The organism is Caballeronia sp. TF1N1 (genome assembly GCF_022878925.1).
Classification (GTDB): domain Bacteria; phylum Pseudomonadota; class Gammaproteobacteria; order Burkholderiales; family Burkholderiaceae; genus Caballeronia.
This window is the reverse complement of record NZ_CP084628.1, coordinates 470,013-486,533: the sequence shown is the minus strand read 5'-3', so window position 1 is coordinate 486,533 and position 16,521 is coordinate 470,013. Positions and strand designations below refer to the sequence as shown.

Here is a 16,521-nt window from a genome sequence, read left to right as displayed (position 1 = left end):
AGACACATGAAGTCAGGAGAGTTCGAGATTCACGACGCGCGTTTCAAGTGGCTGATGCAGGGCAATGCGCCACTGCAGAAGATCACGGGCGATTGTCTGTGGGCCGAGGGTCCGGTGTATTTTCCGGCGGCGGACATGCTCATCTGGAGCGACATTCCCAACAACCGCATGTTGCGCTGGGCGCCAGGCATGGGCGTGGGCGTGTTTCGCGCGCCGTCGAATTACAGCAACGGCAATACGCGCGACCGCGAAGGGCGGCTCGTGAGTTGCGAGCATGGCGCGCGCCGCGTGACGCGCACGGAGCACGATGGCAGCATCGTCGTGATTGCATCGGAATACGAAGGCAAGCGGCTCAATTCACCGAACGACGTGGTGGTCGATTCACACGGCGCGATCTGGTTCACGGACCCCGATTACGGGATCATGAGCGATTACGAAGGGCATCGTGCGCCAAGCGAGATCGGCCGATGCAACGTATATTGCGTCTCCCCCGACGACACGCACGTGCGGCTGGTTTGCGATGACTTCGTCAAGCCGAACGGTCTTGCGTTCTCGCCGGACGAGTCATTGCTGTATATCGCCGATTCGGCGGCATCGCACGACGACACCGCGCCGCGTCATATCCGCGTGTTCGATGTCGCGAAGGACGGAGCGCTGCGCAATAGCCGCGTGTTCGTGGACATGCCAAGCGGCGTGCCGGATGGCTTGCGTCTGGACGAACATGGCAATGTCTGGACGAGCGCGGAAGACGGCGTGCACTGTTATGCGCCGGACGGCACGTTGCTCGGCAAGATACTCATTCCCGAAGTGGTGGCGAACCTGACCTTCGGCGGGTTGAATCGCGATCGCTTGTTCATCGCGGCGACTTCTTCACTCTATTCCGTGGCCGTGAGCGTGCGCGGCGTCGGACGATAAAGACACATCTACAAGGAGACAGCAACGTGAAAACAGTATTGTCGTTTCTTGCCGGCGCCTGCTTCGTGGCGTTGTCGGCAAGCGCATCGGCGCAAGTCGCGACGGGCGATACTTCGTCGCTCAAGATCGCGCTTTCGAACAACTACGCGGGCAATAGCTGGCGTCAGCAGATGTTGAAGAGCTGGGCGAACGTGGCGGACCCGGCTGTAAAGCAAAAGGTCGTCGCGGCCGCACCCACCTTTACGACCGCCGAGAGTCAGGCGACCGAACAGGTCCAGCAGATTCAGAATCTCATTTTGCAGGGCTTCAAGGCCATTGCCGTCGATGCCGTCTCGCCCTCCGCGCTCAATGGCGTCATCAAGCAGGCGTGCGGCGCGGGCGTGACGGTCGTGTCGTTCGACGGCATCGCGACCGAACCGTGCGCGTATCGCATCGCCGTGGATTTTCAGGGCATGGGGCGCATGCAGGTGGATTATCTGGCGAAGCGTCTGAACGGCAAGGGCAACTTGCTGGAAATTCGCGGGCTCGCGGGCGTTTCCGTGGATGACGAGATTCATCAGGGTATCGTCGATCAGCTCAAGAAGTATCCGGGCCTGAAGATCGTCGGTTCGGTGCATGGCGACTGGACGCAAACCGTGGCGCAGAAGCAGGTTGCGGGTATCTTGCCGACCCTGCCGCAGATCGATGGCGTGGTCACGCAAGGCGGCGATGGCTTCGGTACGGCGCAGGCCATCAAGGCGGCGGGCCGGCCGACGCCTATCATCATCCTCGGCAACCGGCAGGAAGAACTGGCGTGGTGGGCGGAGCAGAAGAAGACCGGCTACGAGACCATGTCGGTGACCATTCCGCCGGGGGCTTCGTCGTTTGCGTTCTGGGTCACGCAGCAGGTGCTGGCCGGGAAGAAGATTCCGCACGATATCCGCATGCCGGTGCTCGAAGTGAAGCCTGAAGAACTGGACGCGGTGTTGGCCAAGACGCCAACGGGCGCACTGGCTAACAAGGAATACACGCGGGATGAGGTCGTCGCGGTGATCGACGGAAAGAAGTAGACGTTTGCGAAGTAGCGTGTCGAAGGGCGGCCGATGAATGGCCGCCCTTCGACTTTCATGACGCGCCTGATCAGCCCTTCTGAATCAACCGCCCAAGCGGCGCGAGCGGACCCACCTGAATCAGGTCGAAAGTCATGAAACCGCCTTCGGTCAGCGGCAGCGCGCCGACTTCCGCTCGGGCCGCGTCGACCGATTCGACGTCCATCAGAAACATCACGCCCGGACGGTCCTGACGGAACCAGAATTGCTCGATCTTGCCATCGAGATAAAGTTGCAGGGTATGCGGAACCTCCTTCGGCATGATCCTTTGCTGCTGCTCCGGTGTGGGCGGATTGGTGATCGATCCAACTGCGAATACCTTCATGGGTGAACTCCTTCCTTGACTGCGTTGCGATGTACAACGGAGCTCACTGTAGTCTTAGGGCGCAAAAACCGGTATCGTCGCAAATGCCAACTTTGAGGGCATTTACGCCATGCGAATTTCAATCGTCGCTTTGGAAGGCCTGTTCGATACCGGGCTCACGGTCCTGCTCGATGCGTTCACGCTCGCCAACAAGTTCTCCGCTCAGGCCACGGGCGGTGCGCCTCGGTTCGATGTTTCGCTGGTCGGTGTGCGCAAGAAGGTCCGCTCGGCGCAGGGATTCGGCATTCCGGTTCGGCCGGTTGCAGCCGACCTGAAGCCCGACTGGGTGATCGTGCCGGCATTGAGCACCGGCACACCCGAGTTGCTCGTTCCCGCGCTCGAACGGCCGGATGTGAGAAAGGCCAGAGCGCAACTGCTGCAATGGCACGACGAGGGCGCGCTTATCGCAGCGTCGTGCATCGGCACGTTCCTGCTGGCGGAAACCGGGCTGCTCGATCATCGCGAAGCGACGACGACCTGGTGGCTCGGTCCGTTTTTCCGGCAGCGCTATCCGCATGTGCTGCTCGACGAATCGCGCATGCTCGTGCCGACCGATGTGGGCGTGACGGCCGGCGCGGCACTGGGACATCTTGATCTGGCGTTGTGGCTGATCCGCAAGGCAAGCCCAGAACTCTCGAATTTGGTGTCGCGTTATCTGCTTGCGGACCTTCGCTCCTCCCAAGCGCCTTACATGATCCCCAATCATCTGGCGCAAGCCGATCCGCTCATTCTGCGTTTCGAGCGATGGTCGCGAGAGCACCTCAAGTCAGGCTTCTCGCTTCAGGAGGCCGCCAGCGCGCTTGCGACGAGCACGCGTTCGCTGCAACGCCGGTGTCAGGACGTGCTCGGCAAGTCTCCGCTCGCGTACTTTCAGGATCTGCGGGTGGAACGCGCGCAGGCGCTTTTGCATGGCAGCGGTCTCGACCTCGAAGCTATCGCGGCCGAAGTCGGTTATGTCGATGGCGCAACGCTGCGCACGCTCTTGCGTCAACGCCTGGGACGCGGTGTGCGGGACCTTCGCGCGGACTTGCGCTGAGAGCGGTGCGCCGGGACTTTAAACTTCAACGCATGACGAACACCGTGCGCTGTTTGCTGTCGTTGCCGTCCCAGTGCTCGCTCAACTGCGAGAGCGGCACCGCTTTTGCATCGACACGTAATGCTCCCGATGCAGCCGCGTTCAGTACCGCCTTCACGCATTCGAGCAAGCGCGGCAGTGCAACGCTGCCGATCCCGCTGCCCATCAACGTGATTGCAGTGGAGCGCAACACGGCGCCCGGCAAGCCGATCTCGGCGCCGCCAATCGAGCCGATCTGCACGAAGCGCATGACACGGCCATCGTCCAACGCTTTCGCGGCGGCGATCAACAAGGCACGCGCACCAGGACCCCAGAGATAGTCGAGCACGATATCGACGCCTTCCGCGAACTGCGCTTCGAAAGCACGCGACATCGCATCCTCGTTTTCATTAAGGGCGATCGTGACATCGGCGCCGGCTTCGCGCAGCGCGTCGAGCACCGCCGCGTTGCGCCCTAGATTCGAGACCTATCGACATGAGGCCGCTCAACCCGCCCATCAACTGTCCGCGCGCGTGACTGTGCAGGGACATTTCGCGTGGCGCGGCTTGCGTGTGTTCGGCGGCAGCGAGAAAAGGCCCGTCTTGCGAAGTGACAAGGTCGGGGCGAATGAGCGGTGTAGTCATGGCCGGTTTGCCGTTTCGATTGGCTTTTATACCGGAGATTGGCCGCGCTCGCATGGCTAGACTGGATGCATTCGTCATGGAGGCACTATGAAAGCCGCAATCGTCAATGCAGCAGGACAGCAACCGTTCTACGGCGACTTCGCCGAACCCGTCGCAACGCCAGAACACCACATCGTTCAGGTCAATCAGCGCATTCATCGATGTGTTTCGCCGCACCTTCGGCACGACGCCCGGCCGCTATATGGCGAGGAAGCGCGTTTAGATGTGTTCCAGCATCCATTCCCGATGCCCGAGCAGTGTCTGCCCCAGCACTTCGAACGCCGCCGCGGGCAACTGCTGAAGCTCTTCCACGACGCTGCATACGGGATAGAACTCTTCGACCGCGTCATCGAGTATTCCGATACCGATGAGTTCCACCTTACGCGCGAGCACTTCGCGCACACGCTCGCGCAGATCGCTACGCAAAAGCGCGGGATGACCTTCTCCCGTCGCCGGATAACCGTCCGACAAAACCATCAGTATGCGACGGCGCGCACGTCTCGCGAGCAATCGTTCGGCGGCCCAGGTCAGCGCTTCGCCATCGGGATTTTCGTGGCCGCATGCTATGCGCGCAAGCCCGCTGAGATTGGCCGAATCGAAGCGCTTAAAGACTTGCAAATCGAGTCTTTCGACAAAGCGATTGAAGCCTTCGGGCGGCGTGTGTCCACTAGAGAGCCAGCGCTCGTAATAAGCGCGCATGTCCGCGTCTTCTATCGAGCTATAGCCCAGCACTTCGCACGCGAAGCCGAGTTGTTCGAGCGCGTCGCACAGCGCGGTCGCGCATAGCCGTGCAAGTTCGATCTTGCGCCCAGCCATGGAGCCGCTTCGATCGATCAGCAGCGTGACGGCGGCATCGCGGCCGGGACGCGCGCGTGCCGCACGAAACGGCGTGCGATAGCCAGGCGATGTTGCAAGACGCATGAGCGACGGCCGGTCGAGTTCGCCGCGTTCCTGTTCGCGCTGCCAGTGCGTTTGTTCGTCGGCCTTCAATGCGCGTTCAAGACGTGCCTTCAACGGCCCTGTTTGTGCGCGCGCCAGCGTGCGCAGCTTGCGCCATGCGGTGGGGTCGCCCATGCCGGTGAGATCGGTCACGCGATCGAATTCCGTGGTGAGGGGAACGGAGCGTGTCGGTCGTTCGATCGGCGATGCATTGCGTTCGGGCGCGATGGCATCGCCTTGAGAATCGGGCGAGGAATCGTCGAGTGGCGCCGCGCTGGAATGCGCGGGCGTCGACTCTTCGCTGCTTGCGTCGTATTCGGGCTCGGATGCCGACTCGTGGTCCACGATGAACATCATGTTGTTGATGTCGCCCGCCGATAGCGCTGCAATGCGTACGAGCGCGCGCATTGCAAGACGCACGCTTTGTTCCGTCGATACGCTCGCGCGCCCTTCGCGCAGGATATCTTCCATCACATGAAGCGCCGTGCCCAACGATGGCGTGTCCTCCACGGCCGTCGCTTGCTCGTTCCAGAGCGCGCGTTCGACGCGCCAAGCAAGTTGCTCGCGCCAACCGAGCTTCTGCCAGCCGCCAAGCACGAGTTCCTGCCGATGCTCGCGGTACGAACGCAATAACGCTTCGGCACCGGGGTAAGCATCGAGCAGAAGGGCGCATGCGCGTCTGTCGTCGAGTGCGCGAGCGATACCGCGTGCACCTGCTGCCGTCTTGTCGAGTGCGTCTGAATCGCAATGACAATGCCGCGCGACGAGCAAGTCGAGATAGCCCTTAACCATGTCGTTTTGCGTCGTCGGGTCGAGCGTATCCGGCAGCAAAAGCAGCTTGCCGCGCACAACAGGCCCGTCCGGTGAGAAGCCGATTTCCAGATCGTCACGACGAGCCAGCGTGCGCGCGAGCTTCGCGAGATTGTCGTCATCCATCGGCGTCGATGCGTTCATCTCGCGATGTAATGCTGCACGATATCGCGGATCAACGCGGCGTCCTCGGCGCTGACCTTGGCGTAGATCGTCGGACCCGCGGCGGCTTCCGGGTCGCCGCTTCTCAGCATGAGCGCGGTCCAGTCGAGCAGTCTGCGCGTGGAGAACGCGCTCGACAGATCTTCGCGCGCGAAGGCAGCGCGACAGTCCGCCGCGATGGAGGCAAGCGTCGTCGCCATGGATGCGCTCACGCCTTCGCCGAAGGTACGCATGAGCACCTCGGCTTCATCGGCGGGAGAAAGGTAGTCGAATTGATACACGCGCCAGCGGTCGAGGAACGCCTCGTTCATCACGTTGGCGCCCTGATACAAGTGCCGATATTGACTCATCGCGCCGACTGCATTGGCTGTCGCAAACAATCTAAACGAGGGATGCGGCGTCACGATCTCGTTGCCCTTCTCCTTGAGCAGGAGACGTCCGCCGGGTTCCAGCACGGCGGTGAGGACGGCGAGTATAGCGGGTTCGGCGAAGTCCACTTCGTCGACGATCAGCCAGAGACCTTCGCGCATGGCGGTGGGCAACACGCCGTCGATCCAGATAGTCTCGCCGCCCTTGACGGTCCAGAAGCCGACGAAGTCGCCGACTGTCGTCTGGCCGTTCATGTTCGAGCGCAGCACGCCCTGATTCGTATGCGCGGCGACTTGTTCGATGAGGCTCGTCTTGCCCGTTCCCGTATGCCCGATCAGCAATAGGCGCCGGTTCTCGACGATGTCCAAGAGGATGTCGCGTGAGCGTGCCGCGAAGAGATAGGCCGGGTTCCGTGCGGGAACGAAGGGTCCGCCCGCACCCGTCGGCATGGGCACGGAGTCGATGACCGTGCTGCCCACCATGCTCACGACGCCCACGCTTGCAACGGCCGCGCGCTTCAAGTCCTGCATGAACGCATGACGATTAGGCGAAGACGCCTGATCTTCCCGATGCTTCACGAAGCCTTCACGCCGCCACTTTTGCAGCTTGGCTTCGAGATTGTCGAGATCGACCACTGTATCGACACGGACTTCGCCCGCATTCAGACGATGCAGGATGCGATACAGATGCGGCCGGTCCGCGTGACTGACGGTCCATTGGCCGGCGTTTGCATCGGCGGGATGAACATAGACGCCGACGTGAGACGCGTCGCGCGTGGAAGATTCGAAAGAGGCGTTCATGAAAGGCGAGGCACGGGCGATGACCTGTGCGAGGGTGCACCAAAAGTCACGCCACGTCCAGCTTACTTCGTCGTGACGGACGACGGCACGAAGACGAAACCTTCCATCAGACGACGCGCGCTGCGGCTCATGATGGCTTTCGTCACGGTCCAGCTTCCGTCGCGTTGCTCGGCTTTCGCGCCCACTTCGAGACTGCCGGAAGGATGCCCGAAGCGCACCGGTGCGTGCGCATTCGCGACGAGCCGGTTGACGACCGTCCCCGGAATGGCCGCCGCGACGGCGATAGCCACGGCGCCCGTGCCCGTCATCGCGTGATGCAGCTTGCCCATGGAAAAGATGCGCGCGTTGATGTCGAGCGCGCTCGCATCGACATGCTTGCCGCTCGATGCGACATAGCTCGCGGGCTTCGCGACGAAGGCGAGCTTCGGGGTATGCGGGCGCGATTGCGTGGCTTCGTCAGCTGACGCGGCGAGACCCATGCGCACCGCGGCGTGAGCGCGAATGGCTTCGGCTCGTTGCAGCAAGGCGCTGTCGCTGTTCACGTCGCGCTGCAGTTCGCTGCCTTTCAAGTCGAGCGATGCCGCATCCACGAAAATGGCCGGGTTTCCCGCGTTGATCATGGTCATTTCGACCGAGCCGACGCCGGGCACGTCGAGCACGTCGATAGCGTTGCCGGTCGGAAACATGGTCTCGTTTGCATCGCCGGCCGGATCGAGGAATTCGATCTTGATCTCGGCTGCGGGGAAGGTCACGCCGTCGAGTTCGAAGTCGCCTTCTTCGACCACTTCGCCGTCTTTCATCGGCACATGCGCGATGATCTTCGCGCCGATATTCGCCTGCCAGATGCGCACGGTGGCCGTGCCGTTACGCGGGGCATCGACGAGACCCTGCGCGATGGCGAACGGACCGACCGCCGCAGTCAGGTTGCCGCAATTGCCGGACCAGTCGACCACCGGCCGGTCGATGGCGACCTGACCGAAGCGATAGTCCACGTCGCAATCTTCACGCGAGGAAGGACCGATGATCACGACCTTGCTCGTGCTGGAGGTCGCGCCGCCCAAGCCGTCGATATGCTGGCCATAAGGGTCGGGGCTGCCGATCACGCGCAGCAGGACGGCGTCGCGCACGGCAGCGTCGGCGGGTAGCCAGTCGTCGCGAAAAAATACGCCTTTGCTGGTGCCGCCGCGCATGTAGACGGCCTGAAACTTCGACTGAGCCAAGATGATTCTCCGGGTGTGCACGCATTCGATGTCTTCATTAAACATCAAAACGTCCCGACCCGGATAACTTACAAAAGCATCTCAACGCCTGGCATAGTCTTTCGCCGAACACAGCGAGGCTGCCAGCGCGACTTGCGTTTCATCCTCGCCGCGCAGACGCGCGAGCCACTTGCCCGCGTTTGCCGATGCAGTAGCGAACGGCGCGGTCACGCGTTGCAGATAGGCTGTCATCGGCGAGACGATACTGACGTTCTCCATCATGCCGCGATCTTCGTGATCGAGGATATGGCAATGCATGACGAATTCGCCCGTGAAGTCCTGATAGATCGTGCGCATGGAAAGCTGATACCCGGCCTTGATGAAAAGCGTATCGCGCTCCACGCCTTGCAGGTTGCAGTACTCCGTGTCGCCGGTTTGAAGCTCTTCGTCGGTGCAACCCCCCGAGCCATTGAAAATAGAGTTGCCGGCTGCGTTCTTGATGTCGATGATCCTGAACGGATTCGTGTGAATGTGAAACACGTGTGTGGCGAAGGCCGTGGCGGAGACGTTCCATTGATCGATGTTGCCGAGCACGCCGGTGTAAGCAGTGACGCTCGGATCGTAGCTCTTGCCGTTGATGGTGAATGCGGGCGGCTTGATGTCGAACACGGCAGGAACGACGTTGACCACCTTGCCATCCACCGGCACACTGGGCGCGAACGCTCGCAACGTAAGCGATGCGAGATCCGTCTTCGCGGGTTCCGCGAGCGTGGGATTGGCCGCGACCAGTTGGTTGCGAATGTATTGCCAGTAGCGCGAGTGATTGCCGACCGTGGTGTTCGGAATGTTGACGCCGGGACCGACACGCGCGAGCGACAACAGACGCCGGTCCTTCGCCTTCGATGAATTGGTTCTGAAGTTGATGGTCGCGGAAGCCGAGGCGGCTTCGTCGAGTATGCAATACACGCCCGGCGATGGAAAGGCCACGAGCACGTCGCTGCGGTAGCCGGGGTTCATCGAATTGACGTCCTTTTCGACCATCGCGTTCATGGTGATGCCGTCTTCGGCGAACTCGAGTTGCTTGACGGTTTCACCGCTGCAGAGTTGATCGAGCGTCAGGGTCTGCGACGTCTTGGTGTTGTCCTTCGCGAGCGCCGAGGCTGCCGCGCTCGTCGCCGTGTTGACCTGCGCCGCGCTCAAGGACTGCGAATCCGCCACGCCAACGGCCGAGAGATTTGCACGCACGATCTTCACATTGATGGTGTCGCGATTGCCGCCATGCACCATGCGAAGACGGCGCACTTCGCCTGCGGGTACGAAGGTCGTTGCGCTCGGAAAGACTGGTTGAACCACGCCGTTGATCTGCGTGTAACGGCCGGATATTTGCCACGTCGAATTGAACTGCCCCGTGTGACCGGGCCGCGGGTCCTGAACGAAGGAAAGCTGGTTCGTATAGCCGCGGATCTCGCCGATCTTTCCAGAAGGGCAGATCCATTCGAAGGTGGTCGGGTCGGCCAATGGCACGGTGGATTGCGCGTCGCTGAAGCAGCCGTATTCGATCTGCTGAAACAGCATGACGTGTTCGCGCATCGGCAAGGGCAACAGCAGGAAGCGGCGATGCAGGATGGTGTCGATATCGGCGCTGCCATCGACGACGCCACGGCGCGCCTGACGTGAACCGCGCACGATCAGCACGCCGGCCATGCCGCTCGCGACATCGATGGCAGTCGAGCCGTGCAGATGCGCGTGATACCAGAACGTGCCGGAGGGATGCGTCGACGGAATGTTGTAGACGTATTGCTGCGACTGCTGAGGCAGCACCGTCAGCAGCACGTTGTCCGACTTGCCGGAAGGCGAGACATGCAGACCGTGCGTATGGATGTTCGTGTGATTGAAGCAATGCGGCGAAGAGTGATCCGGATTGTCCGGGCAGTCGTCCACGGGATCGTTCACCTGCAACCTGTTGTTGAGCTTCAGCCTGAGCGTGGCGCCCGGCTTGATGCTGATGGTCGGCCCGGATGGGCAGCCATTGTACGAACGCATCGACACGGTATCGAAGGCGTTGGTGGAGGGGTTGTAGATGCGGTAGCTGCCCTTTTGCACCGACAGCGTGACCGAGGCCGAATTACCCGATGGATTCAGCCCTTGCAAGCACTGAAGCCGCGCGAGTATCGAAGCAAGCCCGCCCGGCGTTGCGACCGCTGTGTTGTCCGCCGTGGTGTCGGAGTCGTCGCTGAGATCGTCGAACGAACGTGTGGTCAGCGTGCTCGACGTGCTCTGCGCGAAGCTCATAGCGGGCGCGAATGCACAAGCAAGAAGCACGATCGGCAGAGCGCTTTTGAAACGACGAACGAGGGATTTCATGATCCGCTCCTTGCATGGACGAACACGGTTGGCTCGCTGCAAGAGGACATTAGGTGATTGGAAGAATGTCGTATCCCTAATCTTTTTCGATCTGTTCGCTTCACCACACGATGACCCGAGCGAGACGGTAAAAGCCGGTTGGCGTTGAAATCCGTGAGAGGGGAATATGAAAGGAAACCGAAGGGCGATGCCTCGGCGTCATCGCTTGCATGGAATTAGATCGGAACCCGAAACAATCTTCAGATGCGACGAAATTCATCGCATCAATGCCATGGATTCATGTCTGACGATTAGGCGAAGTCGTCCTTGCAGTCCCAATCCCGTCATAAGCTTTCCACCCGTTCGTGCTTTTGCATATGCAAATCGATTCGTTCGCGTCCGCGTGACGGCGTTTTAACGTGTGCGCTGCGGCAGCAGCCCAGCAACGCCGCCAAGATCATCGACGACAGACGAAACAAAGGAACGGCATTACATGGCAGGCATCGATCGACGGGGATTTCTCATTTCATCGGGCGCGGCGCTCGCGTCCGCAAGCCTGTCCTCACTGGCGTTCGCTCAGGGCGACGCCGGAAGTCCGAAGCGCGGCGGCACGCTCAACATGCTGATCAATCCCGAGCCGCCCGTGCTAGTGTCCATCTTTCAGACGACGGGACCCGCGCTCGTCGCCAGCTCGAAAGTGCTGGAAGGCTTGCTCGCCTACGACTTCGATCTGAAACCGAAAGCGCAATTGGCGACCGCATGGAACGTAAGCCCGGACGGTCTCAAGTACACGTTCACGCTGCGCGAGAACGTCAAATGGCACGACGGCCAGCCGTTCAGCTCGGCCGATGTCGCGTTTTCCATCGATTTGCTCAAGTCGATCCATCCTCGCGGGCGCAGCACGTTTGCCAACGTGGTGAAGGTCTCGACTCCCGATGCGCGCACCGCCGTGATCGAATTGTCGAAGCCCGCACCGTATCTGTTGAAGGCGTTGTCGGCGGGCGAATCGCCGATGGTCCCGAAGCATCTCTACGCCACGGGCGACCCGCTCTCGAATCCGCACAACAACGCACCCGTCGGCACGGGACCGTTCCGCTTCAAGTCGTGGACACGCGGCGCGAATATCGTCTATGAGCGCAACCCGGACTACTGGGATGCGGGCAAGCCGTATATCGATTCGCTCGTGTTCAAGGTCATTCCCGATGCGGCGGCGCGTTCCGCTGCGTTCGAAACCGGCGCGCTCGATCTTGGCGGCGAGAATCCGGTGCCGCTCACGGACTTGCCGCGTCTTGGGCAACTGCCGCAGCTTGCCACGGAAACGCGCGGGTATCGTTTTCTTCAGCCGCAATCGGAGATCGACTTCAATCTCGATCATCCGATCCTGAAGGATCTGCGCGTGCGTCAGGCCATTGCGCACGCCATCAATCCGCAGATAGTGCAGCGCACGATTGCATACGGTTACGCCGATATTTCGCCGACACCGATCACGCCTGCATCGCCCTATCACGACGCCAAGATCACGCCCTATGCGTTCGATACGGCGAGCGCCGAGAAGCTGCTCGATGCGGCGGGTTATCCGCGCAAGAACGGCGGGCCGCGTTTCAGTCTCACGCATGACTTCCTGCCTTATGGCGATATGCATCGGCGTCAGGCGGACTATGTGAAGTCGGCGCTCTCGCGCGTGGGGATCGACGTGACAGTGCGCTCGCAGGACTTGCCTTCGTTCCTGAAGCGCGTGTATGCGGACCGCCAGTTCGACTTCACCAGCATAGGCGTGAATACGCTGTTCGATCCGAGCGTGGGCGTGCAGCGTCTTTATTGGTCGAAGAATATTCGTCCGGGCGTGCCGTTTTCCAATGCGCCGCACTACAGCAATGCGGAAGTCGATACGCTGCTCGAATCGGCATCCGTGGAAACGGATGAAGGCAAACGGGTCGCGCTTTATCAGCAGTTTCAGCAGATCGTGAATCGCGACTTGCCTGTTCTGAACCTCATCGCGCCGCGCATGATCACGGTCGCCAACAAGCGCGTGCATAACCACACGGTGTCGGCGCAAGGTCTGGAAGGCAATCTCGCCGATGTCTGGCTGAGCGCGTGAAGGCATCCACATGAGCCGACGCACGCGCCTCGCCGCCATCGTTCGCCGCACGGCCTGGCAAGCCGTGCCGACGATGCTTGCCATCGTGATCCTCAACTTCTTCCTGCTGAAGCTCATGCCGGGCGATGCCGCCGATGTCATCGCGGGAGAGTCCGGCTCGGCTACGACGGAGAGCTTGCAGGCATTGCGCGCGAAGTTCGGTCTCGATCAGACGGTGCTCCATCAGCTGTGGTCTTATCTCTCGCATCTCGCGCACGGCAGTCTTGGTTTCTCGCCGCGTTACGACGCGCCCGTCATGCAGCTGATCCTTTCGCGGTTGCCCAATACACTCATTCTGATGGGCGCGGCACTTGGCATTGCAATCGTGGCGGGCATCGTACTCGGCGCGGTCATGGCGCATTGGGCCGGCAAGTGGCCGGACCGTGTGCTGTCCGTGCTTGCGTTGTTGCTCTATTCGACGCCGGGCTTCTGGATCGGGCTTCTCGCCATCGTGCTGTTCTCGGTGCATCTCGGCTGGCTGCCGAGCGGCGGCGACGTGACGGTTGGCGCGAACCTGCATGGCTTCGCTTATCTGGCCGATATCGGCAAGCACGTGCTGTTGCCCGCGGTCACGCTCGCCACGTTCTTCGTCGCGATCTATGCGCGTCTCACGCGCGCCGCCATGCTCGAAGTGCAGCGGCAGGACTTCGTGCGCACGGCGCATGCAAAAGGATTGCATCCGTTGCGCGTCACCGTGCGGCATGTGCTGCGCAATGCGCTGATGCCGCTCACGACGATGGTCGGCATTCACTTCGGTACCTTGCTCGGCGGCGCGGCCGTGACCGAGACCGTGTTCAGTTGGCCAGGGCTTGGCCGCCTCGCGCTCGATGCCGTCATGGCGCGCGACTTCAGCGTTCTGCTCGGCGTGCTGCTGCTTTCGTCGCTGCTCGTGATCGTGGCAAACGTAGTGGTCGATCTGTTGCAGGCATGGCTCGATCCGCGTATAGCCTGATACGCCCGGCACGCCCGGCACGCCTGACATTCATTCGAGGACGCATGGCTTCCGATTCCCCCGAACTCGTTTCATCCCATGCCTCGCCCTGGCGACGTCAGCTCGCGGGCGCGTTGTTCGGCACCCGCCGTGGTGGAGGCGCACCCACGGCCCGCGCGCGGCGTGGCGCATGGCACGCGTTATTGCGCAACCCTTCGGCGCTTGCGGGACTCGTGTTGCTCGCGGCGTTCATCGTGCTTGCGTTGAGCGCGCCGCACTTCTTTCCGGGCGATCCGCTCGACATGGTTGCGCTTCCATTCGAATGGCCTGGCGCCGATCCGATGTATCGCCTCGGCACCGATTCGCTTGGCCGAGATGTCGCCGCGGGCGTAGCCCACGGCACGCGCGTGTCGCTACTGATCGGCGCATCGGCGGCTGCGATCGGCTTGTTGATCGGCACGCTCGTGGGCGCTATCGGCGGCTTCTTCGGCGGCCTCGTCGATGATCTGCTCGTGCGTATCACCGAACTCTTTCAGACCGTGCCGTCGTTCCTGCTCGTGATCGTGATAGTCGCTATAGGACGGCCCAGCGTGACGATCATTGCGCTTGCCATCGGCATTGCTTCGTGGCCCACGGTCGCGCGAATCGTGCGTGCCGAGTTCCGCGCCTTGCGTCAGTCGGACTTCGTGCTTGCGGCGCGCAGCCAGGGCTTCAGCAACGCGCGCATCATCTTCGGCGAGATTCTGCCGAACGCGTTGCCGCCGGTGATCGTCACTGCATCCGTGATGGTGGCGAGCGCCATCCTGATCGAATCGTCGCTTTCGTTTCTCGGCATGGGCGACCCAAACGTCGTCACGTGGGGCGGCATGATCGGCGCGGGACGCGATTCGCTGCGTACCGCGTGGTATCTGACGGCGATACCGGGCGCGGCCATCGTGCTCGCCGTGCTCGCATTGAACCTGCTCGGCGACGGTCTCAACGACGCACTCAACCCGCGCATGCGCGAACGACCATGACGAGGCGCGACGTGGCCAATCTACTTGAAGTGCGCGACCTGCGCGTGAGCTTCGGCGCGCAACACGCGGTGCGCGGCATCGACCTCGATATCGCGGAAGGCGAGACGCTGGCGCTCGTCGGCGAATCGGGCTGCGGCAAGTCCGCGACCGCGCTTTCGCTCATGCGTCTCGTGCCGGAGCCCGGCCGCGTGACGGGCAGCGTGCGTTTCGACGGACGCGATCTGCTTGCGCTGGCCCCACGTGAAATGCGTGCGATGCGCGGCCGACAGATATCGATGATCTTCCAGGAGCCGATGACATCGCTCAATCCGGTGCTGTCGATCGGCGCGCAGATCGTCGAGACCTTGCGGCAGCATGAGGCGCTCTCGAAGGAAGCCGCGCATAAACGTGCCATCGAATTGCTCGACCTCGTGCATATTCCCGAGCCGCAGCGGCGCGTGTCCGACTATCCGCATGAGCTTTCGGGCGGGCAACGTCAGCGCGTGATGATCGCCATGGCGGTGGCGTGCAGGCCGCGTCTTCTCATCGCCGATGAACCCACCACCGCGCTCGATGTGACCATTCAGGCGCGCATCCTCGAATTGCTCGCGGAGCTGCGGCGCGAACTCTCGATGTCGTTGTTGCTCATCACGCACGACCTCGGCGTCGTCGCGAACCATGCGGACCGGGTGGCGGTGATGCTGGCGGGCGAGAAGGTCGAGGAAGCAAGCGTGGAGCAGCTTTTTACCGCGCCCAGCCATGCCTATACACGGGGATTGCTCGGGGCGTCGTTGAATCTGTCCGGCGAGTTGCATTATCGCGAGTGGAAGCTGCCGGAGATAAGGCACACCGTCACCGAAGACGGTAAGCCCGTCTTCGACGTTACGCCGCTTGCGCCGCATCGGATCGTGCCGACCGCACAGGCGGACGATGTGCCCTTGCTTTCAGTGCGGGATTTGTCGGTGCATTACGCGCATCGTCATGGCAAGGACTTGCTGCGTGCGGTCGATGGCGTGTCGTTCGACATCGCACGCGGTGAGACGGTCGGTCTCGTTGGCGAATCGGGTTGCGGAAAGTCCACGCTATCGAAAGCGATCATGCGGCTCGTGCCGTCCGCTGCCGGCGCGATCCAACTGCGCGGCACGGACCTCGCGCCGCTTTCCGAACGTGCCTTGCGCCCGCTGCGCCGTCAGGTGCAGATGGTGTTCCAGGACCCGTATGCGTCGCTCAATCCGCGCCGTAGCGTGGGTGAAATACTCGAAGCGGTGCTCGAAGTAAATGGCATCGGCGATGGCAAGACACGGCATGCACGCGCTGCGGCCATTCTCGACCGCGTCGGTTTGCCCACTGCCGCGCTCGGGCGCTATCCGCATGAATTTTCGGGCGGTCAGCGTCAGCGCATAGGCATTGCGCGTGCGCTGATTCTCGAACCCGCGCTTCTCATCTGCGATGAACCCGTGTCCGCGCTCGACGTATCCATACAGGCGCAGATTCTCAATCTGCTGGTCGAACTCAAGCGCGATCTCGGGCTTGCGTATCTCTTCATCTCGCACGATCTTTCGGTGGTGCGCTATATCGCGGACCGCGTGCATGTGATGCAGGGCGGACGCATCGTGGAGAGTGGACATCATCGCGAGATATGGCGAGCGCCGCGGCATGCTTATACGCGCACGCTGCTCGAAGCCATTCCGGTGAAGCAATTCGATGCGGAAGCCGCATGACACAGAACCAT

Annotated in this window: 13 protein-coding genes; 7 read left to right on the top strand and 6 right to left on the bottom strand. The window is 61.8% G+C overall.

Going from position 1 to position 16,521, the window contains the following annotated elements:
- The first annotated feature begins 6 nt into the window (after nt 1-6).
- Entirely contained in the window at nt 7-915 is a 909-nt protein-coding gene (locus LDZ28_RS22965; RefSeq protein WP_244830905.1) for an SMP-30/gluconolactonase/LRE family protein, read from the top strand.
- Between the two features lie 26 nt (nt 916-941).
- Complete coding sequence (locus LDZ28_RS22960; RefSeq protein ID WP_244830904.1) at nt 942-1,964, top strand: ABC transporter substrate-binding protein; 1,023 nt, start codon at nt 942-944, stop codon at nt 1,962-1,964.
- A 70-nt stretch (nt 1,965-2,034) separates the two neighbouring features.
- Here LDZ28_RS22960 and LDZ28_RS22955 read toward each other — a convergent pair whose 3' ends face one another.
- The gene (locus tag LDZ28_RS22955; protein WP_244830903.1) at nt 2,035-2,328 is read right to left on the bottom strand and encodes a hypothetical protein; all 294 of its coding nucleotides are present in this window, start codon (nt 2,326-2,328) and stop codon (nt 2,035-2,037) included.
- Nucleotides 2,329-2,437: 109 nt separating this feature from the next.
- On the opposite strand from LDZ28_RS22955, the gene LDZ28_RS22950 reads away from it, so the two are divergent.
- Nucleotides 2,438-3,403: a GlxA family transcriptional regulator gene (locus LDZ28_RS22950; protein ID WP_244830902.1), complete on the top strand. Its 966-nt coding sequence runs from the start codon at nt 2,438-2,440 to the stop codon at nt 3,401-3,403.
- A gap of 25 nt (nt 3,404-3,428) precedes the next feature.
- On the opposite strand, the gene LDZ28_RS22945 is transcribed toward LDZ28_RS22950, so the two are convergent.
- The 5 genes from LDZ28_RS22945 to LDZ28_RS22925 form a co-directional block, all read right to left on the bottom strand.
- Entirely contained in the window at nt 3,429-3,815 is a 387-nt protein-coding gene (locus LDZ28_RS22945; RefSeq protein WP_244830901.1) for a hypothetical protein, read from the bottom strand.
- Nucleotides 3,816-4,323: 508 nt separating this feature from the next.
- A complete protein-coding gene (locus LDZ28_RS22940) occupies nt 4,324-5,997 on the bottom strand; it encodes a VWA domain-containing protein (protein ID WP_244830900.1) in 1,674 nt (557 codons plus the stop codon).
- Nucleotides 5,994-7,184 carry an AAA family ATPase gene (locus LDZ28_RS22935; protein WP_244830899.1) on the bottom strand — a complete coding sequence of 397 codons (1,191 nt, stop codon included), beginning with the start codon at nt 7,182-7,184 and terminating at the stop codon, nt 5,994-5,996. Before LDZ28_RS22935 ends, LDZ28_RS22940 begins: the two co-directional genes overlap by 4 nt.
- Before the next feature lie 62 nt (nt 7,185-7,246).
- On the bottom strand, nt 7,247-8,449 hold the full coding sequence (gene prpF / locus LDZ28_RS22930) for a 2-methylaconitate cis-trans isomerase PrpF (protein ID WP_370652255.1): 1,203 nt from the start codon (nt 8,447-8,449) through the stop codon (nt 7,247-7,249).
- A 36-nt stretch (nt 8,450-8,485) separates the two neighbouring features.
- Complete coding sequence (locus LDZ28_RS22925; protein ID WP_244830897.1) at nt 8,486-10,747, bottom strand: multicopper oxidase family protein; 2,262 nt, start codon at nt 10,745-10,747, stop codon at nt 8,486-8,488.
- Nucleotides 10,748-11,219: 472 nt separating this feature from the next.
- On the opposite strand from LDZ28_RS22925, the gene LDZ28_RS22920 reads away from it, so the two are divergent.
- The 4 genes from LDZ28_RS22920 to LDZ28_RS22905 are packed head-to-tail and all read left to right on the top strand — an operon-like array spanning nt 11,220 to nt 16,510.
- Nucleotides 11,220-12,824, top strand: a complete 1,605-nt coding sequence (locus LDZ28_RS22920; protein ID WP_244830896.1) for an ABC transporter substrate-binding protein — start codon at nt 11,220-11,222, stop codon at nt 12,822-12,824.
- A 10-nt stretch (nt 12,825-12,834) separates the two neighbouring features.
- Entirely contained in the window at nt 12,835-13,815 is a 981-nt protein-coding gene (locus LDZ28_RS22915) for an ABC transporter permease (RefSeq protein WP_244830895.1), read from the top strand.
- Nucleotides 13,816-13,859: 44 nt separating this feature from the next.
- Complete coding sequence (locus tag LDZ28_RS22910) at nt 13,860-14,810, top strand: ABC transporter permease (RefSeq protein ID WP_244830894.1); 951 nt, start codon at nt 13,860-13,862, stop codon at nt 14,808-14,810.
- A gap of 11 nt (nt 14,811-14,821) precedes the next feature.
- Nucleotides 14,822-16,510, top strand: coding sequence for an ABC transporter ATP-binding protein (locus LDZ28_RS22905; protein ID WP_244830893.1), 1,689 nt, complete (start codon nt 14,822-14,824; stop codon nt 16,508-16,510).
- Nucleotides 16,511-16,521 lie beyond the last annotated feature (11 nt).

Excerpts from the sequence above, each read along its gene's own strand:
- prpF (WP_370652255.1), bottom strand. The coding sequence starts at position 8,449 with ATGTTTAATGAAGACATCGAATGCGTGCACACCCGGAGAATCATCTTG.
- LDZ28_RS22925 (WP_244830897.1), bottom strand. The coding sequence starts at position 10,747 with ATGAAATCCCTCGTTCGTCGTTTCAAAAGCGCTCTGCCGATCGTGCTT.
- LDZ28_RS22910 (WP_244830894.1), top strand. The coding sequence starts at position 13,860 with ATGGCTTCCGATTCCCCCGAACTCGTTTCATCCCATGCCTCGCCCTGG.
- LDZ28_RS22965 (WP_244830905.1), top strand. The coding sequence starts at position 7 with ATGAAGTCAGGAGAGTTCGAGATTCACGACGCGCGTTTCAAGTGGCTG.
- LDZ28_RS22955 (WP_244830903.1), bottom strand. The coding sequence starts at position 2,328 with ATGAAGGTATTCGCAGTTGGATCGATCACCAATCCGCCCACACCGGAG.
- LDZ28_RS22915 (WP_244830895.1), top strand. The coding sequence starts at position 12,835 with ATGAGCCGACGCACGCGCCTCGCCGCCATCGTTCGCCGCACGGCCTGG.
- LDZ28_RS22935 (WP_244830899.1), bottom strand. The coding sequence starts at position 7,184 with ATGAACGCCTCTTTCGAATCTTCCACGCGCGACGCGTCTCACGTCGGC.
- LDZ28_RS22950 (WP_244830902.1), top strand. The coding sequence starts at position 2,438 with ATGCGAATTTCAATCGTCGCTTTGGAAGGCCTGTTCGATACCGGGCTC.
- LDZ28_RS22920 (WP_244830896.1), top strand. The coding sequence starts at position 11,220 with ATGGCAGGCATCGATCGACGGGGATTTCTCATTTCATCGGGCGCGGCG.
- LDZ28_RS22940 (WP_244830900.1), bottom strand. The coding sequence starts at position 5,997 with ATGAACGCATCGACGCCGATGGATGACGACAATCTCGCGAAGCTCGCG.
- LDZ28_RS22945 (WP_244830901.1), bottom strand. The coding sequence starts at position 3,815 with ATGTCGCGTGCTTTCGAAGCGCAGTTCGCGGAAGGCGTCGATATCGTG.